The following is a 17,134-nucleotide window of genomic DNA, read 5'->3' on the forward strand; positions in this document are numbered from 1 at the left end:
CCGGGTTGGACAGTTGCTTCGCTGTGGGAACTATTTTCACCAGGACGTGCAGAACAATTTTTAATTAAAAAATAAAGCATAAACATTATAAGCGATATGAATAAAATTATGATTATTTTGGCAGGATTTGTGCTATTAGCATCAGCCTGTACAAGTAAGCAGGTCAGTGAAAAGACTGCTTCAGGGTTGAATCCGGCTGATTTCCGTATGGAAGTGGATGGTAAACAGACAGATTTGTTTGTACTAAAGAATAAAAATGGTATGGAAGTTTGTATTACAAACTTTGGTGGACGTATTGTATCAGTAATGGTACCGGATAAAGATGGAGTTATGCGTGATGTTGTATTAGGACTCGATTCTATTCAAGACTACGTGAAACTTCCTACGAATTTTGGTGCTACCATCGGACGTTATGGTAATCGCATTAACCAGGGTAAGATTACCATAGACGGTGTAGAATATCAATTGCCACGGAATAACTATGGTCACTGCCTACATGGTGGTTCTAAAGGGTTTGACTTCCGGGTTTTCAATGCACATCAGCTGAGTGATCAGGTTTTGGAATTGAGCTATTTATCAAAAGATGGTGAAGAAGGATTTCCGGGTAATTTGACTTGTAAGGTCACTTTCTCACTGACAGATGATAATGCCATCGATATTCGTTATAGTGCCGAAACGGATCGTACTACGGTTGTTAACCTGACTAATCATTCATATTTCAACCTGGATGGTGATCCTTCCAAAGACAACTCGGATTATCTACTGACCATTAATGCTGATGCATATACTCCTGTGGACAGTACTTTTATGACTACCGGTGAGATTGCTTCTGTAGAAAATACAGACATGGATTTCCGTCAACCCACGGCCATCGGCGCACGCATTAATAATGATTTTATTCAATTGAAGTATGGTAAAGGTTACGATCATAACTGGGTACTCAATACGAAAGGGGATATTTCTCAGAAATGTGTTACTCTCGAATCTCCTAAAACAGGTATCGTACTTGATGTTTACACGAACGAACCGGGAATTCAGATTTATGCCGGCAACTTCCTCGATGGCACGGTAAAGGGAAAAAAAGGCATCGTATATGGTCATCGTGCTTCCGTTTGTTTGGAAACTCAGAAATATCCCGATACTCCTAATAAACCGGAATGGCCGTCAGCATTATTGAAACCGGGAGAGAAATATGATAGCCATTGCATATATAAATTTTCCGTAAGAAAATGATAAGACAACTGGGTAAATTAATTATTCATTTAAAGACTATAAGAATTATGAAGAGAGATTATCGTTTCATTTATCTATTTGTTGTGGCTGTATTTGTAATGACAAGTACCATCACCGCACAAGATTATTTCAGTAATTTCCCTGTAAGAGCAAATCCCAAAATCGTAGGGAAAAAGGTAAGTAGCCGCCTGATGGAGACCAAACACCAACTTTATGGAGACAGAGGTATACATTATGCTGAAGTCTGCACCTGGTATGGAGCGCTCCGGTTCGCCGAAATGACGAATGACAAGGAACTTACCAAGAAGTTGAGAGAGCGTTTTGAGTTGTTGTTCCATCTGGAGAAAGACTTGCTTCCTCCTCCGATTCATGTAGACCAGAATATGTTTGGTTGCCTGCCTCTGAAACTGTATCGCATGACGAAGGACGAGCGCTATAAAGAACTGGGATTACCGTATGCCGATACGCAGTGGATTCTTCCTGAGAAGGCAAACGATGAAGAACGTAAATGGCATAAGAAAGGATACTCTTGGCAGACTCGCCTTTGGATTGATGATATGTATATGATTACCATCGTGCAGGCCGAAGCCTATCATGTGACGGGAGATAAAAAATACATCAACCGCGCTGCCAAGGAAATGGTGCTTTATCTGGATGAGATTCAGCGTGAGAACGGTCTTTTTTATCATGCACCCGATGTGCCCTTTTATTGGGGACGTGGCGATGGCTGGATGGCTGTGGGCATGACAGAATTGCTTTTCAACCTTCCTGAAAACGATCCTAACCGTCAACGCATCCTCAAAGGATATCGCTTGATGATGGAGAACCTGAAGAAATATGTGAATGAAGACGGACTTTGGAACCAGTTGATTGACGAAAAGGACTGCTGGACAGAGACTTCCGGTTCGGCAATGTTTACGTATGCCATGATTTTGGGTGTGAAGAACGGATGGTTGGATAAGGATGAATATGGACCGATTGCCCGCCGTGCATGGTTGGGGCTTTGCAACTATCTTGATGATAACAATGACTTGATGGAAGTTTGCATCGGTACAGGCAAGAAGAACAGTCACCAGTATTATTTGGACCGTCCCCGTATAACAGGTGATTATCATGGACAAGCTCCCATCATATGGTGTGCTTATGCATTGCTGAACGAATAAGATATTCTATTCTTCATAGCCGGCTGAAAAAGCTGCTTTAATTTATATACTTCATAATCTCTTCATTGAGATTATGAAGTATATGTGTTATTTTTACCTGGGTATTAATAAAAATATTATTTTCGCATACGTTTAAAGTGACTTGAAAGAACTTCTGCACCGCATCAAGTCCGTGTCTGCTCCGTACCAACTCCGTATAAAGGTACCTTTTTTAGGAGCAGGTACGGAGTTGGTACGGAGCAGACACGGACTTGACATGGTTCGGAGATGCTTTCGATAGGTTCTAAATGTTTTGAGAGGGAAAATTATTCGTTTGCGGAACTTATGCTTAAAATAGATAGTTATGAATTTAAGAAAGTATCTCTTTTCAGGAGTTATTCTCCAGGGAGTAGGCTTGTCCTTGTACGCTCAGGCAGATAAGCCCAATATTGTGGTGATAATGACAGATCAGCAGCGTGCGGATTTGTGTGGGCGTGAAGGGTTTCCGATGGAAATCACTCCGTACGTTGATGAATTGGCGCACCAGAATGCCTGGTTTGATAAAGCATATACGGTTATGCCTGCCAGCAGCCCTGCACGTTGTTCTATGTTTACAGGCCGTTTTCCCAGTGCTACTCATGTGCGTACGAATCATAATGTACGCGATATACACTATGCAAAAGATTTGGTAGCTGTTTTGAAGGAGAACCATTATAAGACTGCTTTGGTGGGTAAAAATCATGGTTATTTGAGTTCGAAAGATATGGATTTCTGGTCTGAATATTCTCACTGGGGAAAGAATAAACCGGTGACGGAGGGAGAACGTGCCATTTCCGAATTCTTTAAAGAGTCTGTCGGGCAGTGTCTGGAGCCTTCGCCTATACCTGTCAAGGACCAACAGCCTACAAGAATAGTGGATGAGGCTATAGAATGGATCGATAGCCAGAAGGATAATCCGTTCTTTGTCTGGGTTTCATTTCCCGAACCACATAATCCCTATCAAGTCTGTGAGCCTTATTACTCGATGTTTGCGCCGGATAAGCTTCCACCAGTGAAGACTTCACGCCAGGATGCATTGAAGAAAGGAGAGAAGTACCAAATATTGGCAGAACTGGAAGATGCTTCTTGTCCTGATCTTGAGAAGGATCTACCTCGATTAAGGGGAAATTATATGGGAATGATTCGCCTTATAGATGATCAGATAAAGCGACTGATTGAGGATTTGAAAGAAAAAGGACTTTTTGAGAAAACAATCATTGTAGTTCTGTCCGACCATGGTGATTATTGCGGTGAATACGGCCTAATTCGTAAAGGAGCAGGCTTATCCGAATCCCTGACCCGTATACCAATGGTTTGGGCCGGTTATCAGATAAAGAAACAGGCTAAAGCGATAGATGCGCATGTTTCATTGGCAGATCTTTTCCCTACTTTTTGTACGGCGATAGGTGATTCTATACCTGTAGGTGTGCAGGGACGGAGTTTGTGGCCGATGCTGACAGGTAAGAAATACCCGAAAGAGGAGTTTTCAAGTGTAGTTGTGCAGTTGGGCTTCGGTGGTGAAGATGTATCTTTGGATGATAAACTGACTTTTGAGCAGGAAGGTGCGCTGGGACATGATAAAGTGGCTCGTTTTGACGAACTGAATACTTGGACTCAGAGTGGAACTTCCCGAATGGTGCGTATGGGCGACTGGAAACTGGTCATGAACAGTTATGGAAGGGGAGAACTGTATAATCTGAAGAAAGACCCGTATGAAATTAATAACCTGTTTGGAAACTCAAAGTTTGTAAATAAGCAGAATGAGTTGTTGACAAAACTGTTGGCTTGGGAATTGCGTTTGCAGGATCCATTGCCACTGCCTCGACATCGTTATCATTTTAAACGGAATCCTTATAATTATCACTTTTACGAGTGATTCATGACAGGATGTTCCCCACACGCTAACTCCCACACAATAACTCCATTTACATGCCGAAGTAAAGGTCGTTACATACCGAGGTAAAGAGCGTTACAATAAGGGGTAAAGGACGTTACATGCAGCGGTAAATGCTTTTACATTTTGTGGTAAACAGTCGGTAAATGCTATTCGTTGATTATCAGTAAACTAATAAAGGTTCATCAGCTCTTTAATCCATTGTACTAATTATAAATCAAATTCAGTTTCTGATTCGCATTGGTTATAAAGCAAACATATTTATTGGGTTTTATAAGGCTTGCCTCTGTTTGGGTTACCTGAGCTATTGATAAGATGAAGATTATATAAAGTGAAAGACTTCGATGAAATGGGCTATTTTCATCGAAGTCTTTTCATAAACGACAGTTCCCTGTATTTTTTTAAGTATTAAAGAGACGAATTTTTTATTTATTGAAGTATTTCTGCTATCGTTTGTCATCAGATTGAGCTATATTTGACGTGCGAATCTATCAAAAAACACAAAAATGAGGAAGAGAATAATAGCCCTTATTAGTTTTCTTTGTTATATTGTTTGTTGGACACAAGCAGCAGACGAACATTACTATTTCAAAAATCTTAGCATTAAGGATGGATTATCCCAAACTACAGTCAATGCAATCATGCAGGATAAAAAGGGATTTATGTGGTTCGGTACTAAGGGTGGGCTGAGTAGATATGATGGTATGTCGTTCCGGAATTTCAAGCGTGATATGAACGACAATCATAGTTTGGGGAACAATTTCGTAACTTGTCTTTATGAAGATAATAAAGGGAATATCTGGGTTGGTACGGATGCTGGGATGTATATTTATTATTCTGACCGGGAAATCTTTGTGCCTTTTAACCTGTTGAGTAGAGAAAATACTAAAATAGATCGAACTGTTTCCGCAATTTCGGGAGATAAGGAAGGGCGGGTTTGGATAGCTGTTGAAACACAAGGGCTATTCTGCTATGAGCCACAAGAAGAACAGCTTCACAACTATACATTAAACAGCTTCTCAGCCAATGTTCAGAGTGTAACTTCTGATAATAGTGGGACTATTTGGGTTGGATTCTACGGCAGTGGTTTGTTCTATTCTAAGGATAATTTAAAAACACTTCATCCTTATCTTTCCCCGAAGGATGGTGAAGAGGTTTTTAAAGATGACGTCATTATGAAGATTGTGCCGGGAGCCTATAATTGTATCTATATCAGTTCCATAAGAAAAGGGGTTCAGGAATTGAACCTTACTTCCGGTAATTTGCGGAGTTTATTGTTGATGGATGAAACCGGTGAAATGGTATATAGCCGGGATTTGCTCGTTAATTCGGATAATGAATTGTGGATTGGTGCAGAATCAGGAGTCTATATCTATAATCTTCGTACAGATAAGTATGTGCACTTGTATAGCTCTAAAGATGATCCTTATTCTTTGTCTGATAATGCTGTTTATTCGCTATGTGAGGATAGAGAAGGTGGTATCTGGGTAGGTTCATATTTTGGAGGAGTAGACTATTATCCAAAGTCTTACACCTATTTTGAGAAGTATTATCCGAAAGATGGGGATAACAATTTGCATGGTAAGCGGGTACGTGAGTTCTGCGAGGACAATAAAGGGATATTATGGATTGGTACTGAGGATGGTGGTTTGAATCGTTTTGATCCGAAGACAAAAACATTTTCTTTCTTTGCACCCAGTTCTGGGTTTACCAATATTCATGGTTTATGTATGGTCGGTGATAAGTTGTGGGTTGGAACATTTTCTAAAGGACTGAAAATCGTAGATACCAATACCGGGAATATCTTGAAAACTTATCAGAAAAATGCTTCCCCCCGTTCATTGATAGACAATAGTATCTTTGCCATTTGCAGAACAACAACAGGAGATATTTATCTGGGAACCATGTTCGGGCTGTTGAGGTATAATGAACAGACAGATGATTTTGACAGAATAGAGGAGTTGACCGGTAGGTTTGTATATGATATAAAAGAGGATTCGGGTGGTAATTTGTGGTTAGCTACCTATGTGAATGGTGCCTATTGCTACAATGTCAATGAAAAGAAATGGAAGAACTATGTACATAATGAAAGTAATAAAGAGAGTCTTCCTTATGACAAAGTTTTGAGTATTTTTGAAGATTCACATCGGCAAATCTGGTTGACTACACAAGGGGGAGGATTCTGCTTGTTCCATCCCGAAACGGAGACTTTTACTAGCTATAATTCATCCAATGGCCTGCCTAATGATGTGGTGTATCAAATTGTAGAGGATGCAGAAGGACTATTCTGGCTGACAACGAATAGCGGGTTGGTACGCTTTAATCCCGAAACAAAACAGGTAAAGGGTTATACAACGGCCAATGGCTTGCTTGGTGATCAGTTTAACTACCGTTCCAGTTACAAGGATGAAACGGGCGCTATTTATCTGGGTAGTATTGATGGTTTTGTAGTATTTAATCCCAAAACGTTTACTGAGAATAAAAGCTTGCCACCGGTAGTGATTACAGATTTCATGCTGTTCAATAAAGAAGTCCGTGCAGATGAAGAAAATACTCCTCTTGAAAAGAGCATCACTTTCTCGGATAGTATCACTCTTCAGGCTAATCAAAACTCATTTTCTTTCCGTATTGCAGCTCTTGGATATCAGGTGCCGAAAATGAATAAGCTGATGTATAGATTGGATGGTTTTGATAAAGACTGGATCACAGTGGGCGAAAGTCCTATTGTCACTTATTCCAATTTGTGGCATGGTGATTATGTGTTCCGCGTGAAAGCGTCTAATAGTGATGGTATTTGGGGGCCTGAAGAACATTTGCTATATATTCATATTCTTCCTCCTTTTTATCTTTCGTTCTGGGCATATTGCATTTATATATTGTTGTTTATTGTCGGTTCTGTATATGCCTTTTGGTATTTCAGGCAGCGTAGCAGCAGACTGCATCGCCGTCAACTCGAGAAGTTTGAGCAGGAAAAAGAACGCGAGATCTATAACGCTAAAATAGATTTCTTTACCAATGTGGCACATGAAATCCGGACTCCGCTGACGTTGATTAAAGGGCCTTTGGAGAATATTCTTTTGAAAAAGCATTTGGATCCGGAGACTCACGAGGATCTGAATATTATGCAACATAATACGGAAAGATTACTGAACCTTACAAATCAGCTCCTGGACTTCAGGAAAGTAGAGAGCCAGGGTTATAGCTTGAACTTTACTAAATGTGATATTACCAATATCCTGAAAGAAACTTATATGCGTTTTAGTTCTCTTTCACGCCAGAAAGGTCTTGACTTTAATCTGGAGTTACCCGAAGAAAATTTCTGCGCCCATGTGAATCGTGAAGCATTTACGAAGATTATCAGTAATCTTTTGAATAATGGGACGAAATATGCCGATAGCTATATGCATATTAAGTTGGAAGTAGATGTAGAGACACAGGCATTTTATGTGGTGACAAAGAATGACGGAGTCATTATTCCCGATGAAATGAAAGAGGAGATTTTTCAGCCTTTTGTTCGTTTCAGTCAGAAGGAGGAAGGAAAGCTTGCTACAGGTGCGGGTATTGGCTTAGCTCTTTCCCGTTCTCTGGCAGAGCTCCATCGTGGAACCTTGGTTATGGCTCCGGGTGAAGATGCCAATGTTTTTGTCCTGACACTTCCTATCATTCAGGATACGGTGATTACTTTAGATTCTGATATGGAGAATATGGATGCAGAGTTACAAACAGAAGCATCTAGTGAGCAATATTCAGATGATAAATCGGAGGGAAAACAATCAAAAGAAAGCAAGCATATGGTTTTGGTTGTAGAAGATAACCCGGAAATGCTCGCTTTCATCGAACGTCAGTTGTCATCTCAATATGCTGTAGTTACGGCAACTAATGGTAGAGAGGCCTTGGAAGCATTGGATAGTAATTTTGTGAATCTGGTGGTGAGTGATGTTGTTATGCCATTAATGGATGGTTTTGAATTGTGCAAGACAATAAAGTCAAATGTGGGTTATAGTCATATTCCTGTTATACTTCTGACGGCTAAGACTAATATTCAGTCTAAGATTGAGGGTATGGAATTAGGGGCGGACTCGTATATTGAGAAACCTTTTTCACCGGAATATCTTTTGGCTGTGGTTTCTAATCTGATAAACAATCGGGAGAAGCTTCGCCGGGATTTTGCCAAATCTCCTTTTGTTGCAGTCAATACAATGGCACTGACCAAGGCTGATGAAGAATTTATCAAGAAACTGAATGAGATTATTCTTTCTAATTTGTCGAATCAGGAATTTAGTATGGACGATATGGCAGAGAGTCTGAATATGAGCCGTTCCAGCTTCTATCGTAAAATGAAAGGGGTCTTGGATTTGAGTCCGAACGAATATTTGCGTATAGAACGTTTGAAACGAGCTGCCCAGTTATTAAAAGAAGGTGAAAGTCGTATTAATGAAATCTGCTATATGGTAGGGTTTAATTCTTCTTCATATTTCTCTAAATGTTTCCTGAAACAATTTGGAGTGCTTCCAAAGGATTTTGCCGGATAAGGGGAGATAGTACTTTTATTGGGAATAAAATTGTGACTTTTATGCGATTTTGAGATGTTTTTTCTATTTATTGGAATACTTCTTCTCTGTTGAGAAGATGCTGCGTGTTATCTTTGTAACCATCTCGTAAGAGGTATACCATGATAACAATTATGTATTTCTTAATGTCTAATAAATAAAGAATTAACCTTATGTGTAAGAAGTCGTTATTATTATTGTTTTTGCTTCCTTTTCAGTTGATGTTTGCCCAGACAAGTTTGTTGACTGATTTTCCTGAAGGATATACTCCCAAAGAAGTAGGTAAACGTCTGGCATATCATTTTGTAGATGGAAAGCATATGCTTCATATCGGAAAGTGGATTAGCTATCCGGAGACTTTTACCTGGAATGGAGGATTGAAATTTGCCGCACTCACCAATGACCAAGAGCTTGTGAAGCTTTTACAGAATAGATTTGAGCTCCTGTTTACAACGGAAAAAGCTCTGTTGCCTATCAAGAATCATGTGGATGTGAATATGTTTGGCAGTTTACCTCTGGAACTGTATAAGATAACAAAAGATCGACGTTATCTGGATTTGGGCCTTCCTTATGCCGATACTCAATGGCAACTTCCTGAAAATGCAAAACCCAAAGAAAAGGAATGGGATCAGAAAGGATATTCCTGGCAAACTCGTTTATGGATTGATGATATGTATATGATTACGATTGTACAGACTCAGGCTTATAGAGTTACCGGTGATCGTAAATATATAGACCGTGCTGCCAGAGAAATGGTGATGTATCTGGATGAATTGCAATGTCCGAATGGTCTTTTCTATCATGCACCGGATGTTCCTTTCTATTGGGGTAGAGGTAATGGCTGGATGGCTGCCGGTATGGCAGAGTTGTTGAGTAGTTTGCCCGAAGATAGTGAATACCGTCCACGCATTCTGCATGGCTATCGCACTATGATGAAAAGCCTGAAAAAGTATCAGTCTTCCAATGGCTTGTGGCATCAGTTGTTGGATCATCCTGATTGCTGGATTGAAACCTCAGGGTCTGCCATGTTCACTTTCGCTTTCATTAAGGGCGTGAAGAATGGCTGGTTGGATGCTAAAGAATATGCTCCTGCTGCCCGCAAGGCATGGATGGCTATGGTAAAGTACATAGATGAGAACAATAATGTAAAATCAGTTTGCGAGGGCACTAACAAAAAGAACGATAAGCAATACTACTATGATCGTAAACAAAATGTAGGCGATTATCATGGACAAGCTCCTTACCTTTGGTGTGCTGTTGCGCTTTTAGAAGAATAATTTCCTATTATTTTAGTAATCTTATATCGAAACTTTATTTATACTTATAAAATGAATATAAGCAGTTGGGCCAAAGCCCTTACCTTTGTTTTGCTGTTGTTTTCCTATTCGACAGTAGTAACCGGACAAACGCAAGTAAATGATGCCAGAGGTTCTGAACGTATCTGGCTTGACTCGGATATTACCCATAATGGAGGTTATCAGTGGAAAATGATGAAGGCGGGAGACGTGACGGACTCTGGAGAGAAAGTATCTTTGTCTAATTATCCGACAACAAACTGGTTGCCTGCCATTGTGCCCGGTACAGTTCTGAATTCATTGGTGCACAACCAAAAATATCCTGAACCTTATTATGGTATCAACAATAAAATCGAATCTAAATTGATACCTGATATTTCTGAAACCGGACGTGATTTCTACACCTATTGGTTCAGGACTGAATTTACAGTTCCTAAATCATTTGAAGGAAAGCATGTCTGGTTACAATTGGATGGTATCAACTACCGCGCTGAGGTATGGGTGAACGGAAACCTGCTAAGCACAATTAAGGGCATGTTCTTGCAGGATTACATTGACGTGACCAGCTTTGTGAAGATAGACGAGAGCAATGCATTAGCTATAAAAGTATATCCCGTGGATGTTCCGGGTAGTGCTAAACCAAAATCCTGGGGAGCGGTAGGTGAATTCCATAATGGTGGAAACGGAAACATTGGATTGAATACTACCATGCTGATGACTGTGGGTTGGGACTTCACTTTTATGGATGGCATTCGCGACCGTAATACAGGAATCTGGAAGAATATTTCTCTCTATTCTACCGGTAAAGTGGCATTGCGTTATCCTTTCGTGAAATCGGAATTACGCAAACCCGGTTACGACGAAGCACGCGAATTTGTGTCGGTGGAAGTTGTGAATCCGACAACAGGTTTTAACCCTATTAATTGCACGGTGAAGGGTGAGATTCTTGGTGAAAATATAACTTTCGAGAAAAAAGTTAAAGTTATGCGTGGAGAAGAGAAAGTTTTGTCTTTCTCTCCGGAAGAGTTCCCGCAATTGGTGATTAACGCTCCCCGCTTATGGTGGCCTGTGAATAAAGGACCTCAGAACCTGTATGAGCTGAAAATGACCGTATCCATCGATGGAGTGGTGTGTGATTCAGTAAAAACGAAGTTTGGTATTCGTGAAATTACTTCTGATACGAATACACCTGATAAATCACGTGTCTTCTATGTAAATGGTAAACGTCTCTTTATCCGTGGAACGAATTGGATACCGGAGGCTATGCTGAGAACTTCCGATGAGCGTACTTATGCTGAATTAAGATATAGCCTCCAGTCAGGAGTCAATCTTTTACGTATGTGGGGAGGTGGAATTGCCGAATCTGACTATTTCTTCCAGTTGTGTGACGAGATGGGGTTATTGGTATGGCAGGAATTCTGGATGACAGGTGATACACGCCATCCGCACGATAAGGGCAACTATCTGAATAACGTGGAGTCTACCGTGAAGCGTATTCGTAATCATCCTTCCCTGGCTTATTATGTGGCTTCCAATGAGAGTACTGAGGTTACTGGTACCCCCGAATTATTGAATAAACTGGATGGTACGCGAGGTTACCAGATGCAGTCTGAATGTGACGGAGTACATGACGGAAGTCCTTACAAGCAAGTGAATCCGATGCAGCACTATGAAAATACGGCATCTCCACGTGGAAGCCGTGTCGATGGTTTCAATCCTGAATATGGTGCTCCTACACTTCCCACAGTGGAAATCCTTCGTGAGATGATGGATGAGAAAGACCTTTGGCCTATCAATAAGGAAGTGTGGGATTATCTGGATGGAAATGGTTTCCACTTGATGACTACCATGTATACTGATTTGGTAAATAACTATGGAAAGTCATCTTCCATTGATGAGTTTGCCCAAAAAGGACAACTGCTGGGTGCGATGAATTCTAAGAGTATCTGGGAAGTATGGAACTATAATAAATTGGATTACGGCGATCGCTTCTGTTCCGGACTTTTGTTCTGGTATCATAACTGTTCCATGCGTCAGGTTTCTTCCCGTATGTGGGATTGGTCTTTGGAGCCCACAGCTTCGTTGTATCATACAGCTAATTCTCTGGAACCGCTGCATGCTCAGTTTGATTATCTGAAAAATACAGTGTCCGTGGTGAACGATTACTATCGTGCCTTTACTGGTTATAAGGTGATAGCTCAGGTATATGATATAAATAGTAAGAAGGTTTTTGAAGAGTCTGCTTCTATTGATTTGCCGGAAGATGGAGTTGCTAACGATGTTCTGACGATTCGTTTCCCTGAAAACATCTCTCAGGTTCACTTCATCAAATTAGTGTTGAAAGATGAAAAAGACAAAGATGTTTCTTCCAACTTCTATTGGAGATCCAATGATAAGTATGAAGGCAGCAAGACCTTGACCGGCCCTACATCATCAGGCTTCGAAGATTTGAGTAAGTTGAAAGCAGCCAAAGTGAAGCTTTCCTACAAGACTCGCCAGGCAGATGGACGCTATTTTGTAGACATTGCGATGAAGAATATGTCCAATGGCATTGCTTTCTTCAATCAGTTGCAATTCCTCAATTCCAAGATGAGCCCGATACGTCCGTCATTCTATTCAGATAACTTCTTTTCTTTGATTCCGGGTGAAAAGAAAACAGTCACCATCGAAACTGGGGAAGAGAAGCTGGCTGATGGTGCTGTTCTGGTATTGAAAGGATGGAATATAGATACTCAGAAGTATAAACTCAAAATAAGATAATAGCGTGAAGAGATTCCACATTCTTACAGCTTTATTGCTACTCAGTTGGGGAGTGTCCGCTCAAAACCATTTTGATATTGTGGTGGTGGGCGGTAACCCCGGTGGTATTATGACAGCTATTGCAGCAGCCCGGCAAGGCAAAACTTCTGTTATTCTGGAACGTACCCGGCATATTGGAGGCCTTCCTGCTAATGGGCTGGGAGCGACGGATATTGCCACCCGGGAGGCTACTACCGGTCTGTTTATGGAGTTTACTTCCAGAATCAAACAATACTATGCAGACCGTTATGGGGAGAATTCGCAGCAGTTGAAGGATTGCAGTGACGGTTTTCATTTTGAACCCTCTGTTGCAGCATCCATCTATCAGGATATGCTGAATGAGCATAAAGACAAGATTACCGTACTCCTTATGCGGCAATTTGATGCTGAGGATCAGAATATATCTCTTAAAGACGGATGTATTGAGAGCATCTGTATTTTGAATCGTGAGAATGGGAAGAAAGAGATTTATCAGGGTGACATATTCGTAGATGCCACTTATGAAGGAGATTTAGGAGCTGCTGCAGGTGTTCCCTTCCGTGTAGGCAGGGAAAGTAAAGCTGAATTTGGAGAACCCGGAGCAGGGCGGACTTATGAATACTGGAAGAGTCTGCCAGCCAGTGGTAGCACTGGAGAGGCTGACAATGCAGTCCAGGCGTATAATTACCGGATTTGTTTGACTAATGACCCAGATAATCGTGTTCTTTTTCCGAAACCAGCATCTTATAACAGAGATGAATACGTTTCATTGGTTGAAGACGTATGGACCGGAAAGAATACCCAGCGGGCTATGTTGAAAGTGACAGGCGAGATGATGGAAGAAAATCGCCGCCATATTGCTGCAGGCAATCCGACCAAACTACCCGGAGATAGTTGGGGAATCAGAAAATTGAGCAGCATTGTGAAACTGCCCAATCAGAAGACAGATGGTAACAACCAGCATGCCGCATTTATTTCTACTGATTTGCCTGAAGAGAATTGGCCGTGGCCTACTTCATCTTGGGAATGGAGAGATAAGTTTGCCAAACGCCTGAAAGATTATACAGTGGGTTTATTCTGGTTTGCCCAGAATGATCCGGAACTACCGGAGCATTTCCGTAAAGCAATGTTGGAATGGGGATTGGCAAAAGATGAATATCAGGATAACGAATATTTCCCCCGGCAGGTTTATGTACGCGAAGGAAGACGTTTTGAAGGAGTCTACTTCTTCACTGCTAAGGATGCTTTGCCCATAGCATCGGGGAAGCGCCCACCTTTGCATGTCAATAGTGTGACAGCCAGTCATTATGCACTCGATTCGCATGCTGCCAGAAAGAGGGAAACCGGAAGAGCACACCTGGATGGATTTATAAGCTATCCTACGGCTGTTTATACAGTACCATTGGGCGTTATTTTACCCCGGAATGTAGAAAATTTGCTATTGCCTGTACCTGTATCCGGCTCGCATATCGGTTTCTCCACATTGCGTATGGAGCCTTGCTGGATGGCGTTGGGACAAGCGGCAGGTATTGCTGCTTCGTTGGCAATTGACCACAAAGTGCCTGTACAAGATGTAGATATGTCCAGATTACAAGATTTGTTGGTGGACCAGAAAGCAACGCTGATCTACTTTCGTGATTTACGACCAGAAGATCCTAACTTCCGCTTGGCACAATATATGGGGCTGAGAGGATATCTACCCGAATGGAACGCTAATTTGCACGGAGCGATTGATGAAGGAACGCTACAAGAATGGAGTGCATTATGCGGGTTTAAGCCCAAAGCTACTCCCGGAAAGACATCCAGGCTGGAAGTTCTGACCATGATTTATAAACGTCTTTGTCAGTAAAACGATAACTTTAACCATGTAAAACAAAGAAATAAAATGAAACTAAAATTAATAATGGGTCTGATAGGGGTGCTGTCGCTTAGTAGTTTTTCTACTCTGCCTTCTTCAGATGATACCGATAAGAAACCACAAGAGAGTTGGGTGATTGGACCGTTCTTACGTCCTGAGGGAGTTAACCCTGTATTGGTACCACAACCCACCTCTTTCCATTGCCCGATGCGAAAAGAACAGGTGAAGTGGGAGGAGAGTGATATTTTCAATCCGGCTGCCATCGTGAAAGACGGAAAGATTGTTGTGCTCTACCGTGCCGAAGATAATTCAGCACAAGGTATAGGTAAAAGAACTTCCCGTATCGGTTATGCCGAGAGTGCGGATGGAGTGACTATGAAGAGACTGGACAGTCCGGTACTTTTCCCCGGTGGAGATGAATTTGAAAGCATCGAATGTCCGGGTGGTTGTGAAGACCCGCGGGTAGCAATGACCGAAGACGGACTGTATGTAATGCTTTATACGGCATGGAACCGGAAGACTCCCCGTCTTGCTGTGGCTACTTCCAAGGATCTGAAGAACTGGACTAAGCATGGCCTTGCTTTTGAAAAGGCATATGACGGTCGTTTTGCCAGAATAGCAACGAAGTCAGCTTCTATTCTTACGAAGGTGAAAGGTGGGAAGCTGGTTATCGATAAAGTGGATGGTAAGTACTTCATGTATTGGGGAGAATATGCCGTACACGCAGCTACTTCCGATAACCTGACGGACTGGTATCCCGTATTGGATGAGAACAATGAATTATTGAAGATAGCCAAGCCGCGTAATGGATACTTTGATAGCCAGATGACTGAATGTGGTCCTCCTGCCATCCGTACCAAACAAGGTATTGTATTGATGTATAATGGTAAGAATGACAAAAAGAGAGGAGATGCCAACTATCCGGCAGGTGCTTACTGTGCAGGTCAGCTTCTGCTCGATTCCAAAGATCCTTATAAAGTATTGGGCCGCTTAGACAAACCTTTCTTCATGCCTGAAGCTCCTTTTGAGAAGAGCGGACAGTATAAAGACGGAACCGTTTTTATCGAAGGATTGGCCTATTATAAGAAGAAGCTTTATCTTTATTACGGTTGTGCAGACTCTAAAGTGGCAGTGGCTATATGTGATGATATAAAGGGATTATTGAAAGTGAAGTAGTGGTATCGGATACCTCAGAGAGTGTAAATTATTATAGTTTTAACAGATAGAACCAAATTGTTATGTACAAGAAAGCATTTACATTATTATTATTATTATTTTCTTTTCAGTTATTAATTGCTCAGAAGAGTCTACTGAAGAATTTCCCCGAAGGGTATACCCCCGATGAAATCGGTAGACGCATTTCCTATCGTTTTGTAACCGAGAAACATGCATTACATGCCGGAAAATGGATTGGTTATCCCGAAACCTTCTATTGGAATGGTTCTCTTAAATATGCGGCAGCAGCTAAAGATAAAGCACTTATCAAGCTTTTGCAAGCCCGGTTTGAGCATTTGTTTACTACTGAAAAGGCACTGTTGCCTATCAAGAATCATGTCGATTTGAATATGTTCGGTAGCTTGCCTTTGGAACTTTATTGGGTGACGAAGGATGAACGCTATAAAGAAGTGGGATTGCCTTATGCTGATACCCAATGGGAAGTTCCCGAAGATGCAAAACCTGAAGAGAAAGCGTGGGCGGAGAAGGGTTATTCATGGCAAACACGCCTTTGGATTGACGATATGTACATGATTACTATTGTGCAGACGCATGCCTACAAAGTGACCAATGACAGCAAATATATAGATCGTGCAGCCAAAGAAATGGTGATGTATCTGGATGAATTACAACGTTCCAATGGTCTCTTCTATCATGCACCGGATGTGCCCTTCTACTGGGGACGTGGAAACGGATGGATGGCAGCAGGTATGACAGAGTTGCTTCGTTACTTACCTAAGAATCACAAAGACCGTCCCCGCATCATGGAAGGTTACCTGACTATGATGAAGAGTCTGAAGGAATATCAGAATCCGGAAGGACTGTGGAACCAATTGCTGGATGATCCTGAATGCTGGACTGAAACATCGGGCTCTGCCATGTTTACTTTTGCTTTTATTACGGGTGTAAAGAACGGTTGGCTGGATGCCAAAGAGTATGCACCCGCAGCTCGCAAGGCATGGATGGCTTTAGTGAATTATTTGACCGAGAAGAATCAGGTAAGAGAGATTTGCGTAGGTACTAATAAGAAGAACGACAAGCAATACTACTATGATCGTCCGCGTCGTACCGGTGATTTTCATGCACAAGGTCCTTATCTTTGGTGTGTAGTTGCCCTGATGGAGAAATAA

The 17,134-nt window shown here is 41.5% G+C and carries 9 protein-coding genes; all 9 read left to right on the forward strand.

Going from position 1 to position 17,134, the window contains the following annotated elements; translation table 11 throughout:
- Positions 1–96: 96 nt before the first annotated feature.
- The 9 genes from DW036_RS24915 to DW036_RS24955 all read left to right on the forward strand — a co-directional run bounded on the left by DW036_RS24915 (position 97) and on the right by DW036_RS24955 (position 17,134).
- Complete coding sequence (locus tag DW036_RS24915; protein WP_118466646.1) at positions 97–1,233, forward strand: aldose epimerase family protein; 1,137 nt, start codon at positions 97–99, stop codon at positions 1,231–1,233.
- A gap of 47 nt (positions 1,234–1,280) precedes the next feature.
- The gene (locus tag DW036_RS24920) at positions 1,281–2,396 is read left to right on the forward strand and encodes a glycoside hydrolase family 105 protein (protein WP_022391348.1); all 1,116 of its coding nucleotides are present in this window, start codon (positions 1,281–1,283) and stop codon (positions 2,394–2,396) included.
- A 343-nt stretch (positions 2,397–2,739) separates the two neighbouring features.
- Positions 2,740–4,290, forward strand: coding sequence for a sulfatase (locus tag DW036_RS24925; protein ID WP_118466648.1), 1,551 nt, complete (start codon positions 2,740–2,742; stop codon positions 4,288–4,290).
- 524 nt (positions 4,291–4,814) lie between these two features.
- Complete coding sequence (locus DW036_RS24930) at positions 4,815–8,840, forward strand: hybrid sensor histidine kinase/response regulator transcription factor (RefSeq protein ID WP_118466650.1); 4,026 nt, start codon at positions 4,815–4,817, stop codon at positions 8,838–8,840.
- Between the two features lie 191 nt (positions 8,841–9,031).
- Positions 9,032–10,135 carry a glycoside hydrolase family 105 protein gene (locus DW036_RS24935; RefSeq protein ID WP_118466652.1) on the forward strand — a complete coding sequence of 368 codons (1,104 nt, stop codon included), beginning with the start codon at positions 9,032–9,034 and terminating at the stop codon, positions 10,133–10,135.
- Between the two features lie 51 nt (positions 10,136–10,186).
- On the forward strand, positions 10,187–12,913 hold the full coding sequence (locus tag DW036_RS24940) for a sugar-binding domain-containing protein (RefSeq protein ID WP_118466654.1): 2,727 nt from the start codon (positions 10,187–10,189) through the stop codon (positions 12,911–12,913).
- A 4-nt stretch (positions 12,914–12,917) separates the two neighbouring features.
- Positions 12,918–14,780 (forward strand): FAD-dependent oxidoreductase, encoded by a 1,863-nt coding sequence (locus DW036_RS24945; RefSeq protein ID WP_118466656.1) that lies wholly within the window; start codon positions 12,918–12,920, stop codon positions 14,778–14,780.
- A gap of 36 nt (positions 14,781–14,816) precedes the next feature.
- Positions 14,817–15,965 carry a glycoside hydrolase family 130 protein gene (locus tag DW036_RS24950; RefSeq protein WP_118466658.1) on the forward strand — a complete coding sequence of 383 codons (1,149 nt, stop codon included), beginning with the start codon at positions 14,817–14,819 and terminating at the stop codon, positions 15,963–15,965.
- Positions 15,966–16,027: 62 nt separating this feature from the next.
- Positions 16,028–17,134, forward strand: coding sequence for a glycoside hydrolase family 105 protein (locus DW036_RS24955; RefSeq protein WP_118466660.1), 1,107 nt, complete (start codon positions 16,028–16,030; stop codon positions 17,132–17,134).

The sequence above is a fragment of the Bacteroides sp. AF39-11AC genome (genome assembly GCF_003474285.1).
Classification (GTDB): Bacteria; Bacteroidota; Bacteroidia; order Bacteroidales; family Bacteroidaceae; genus Bacteroides.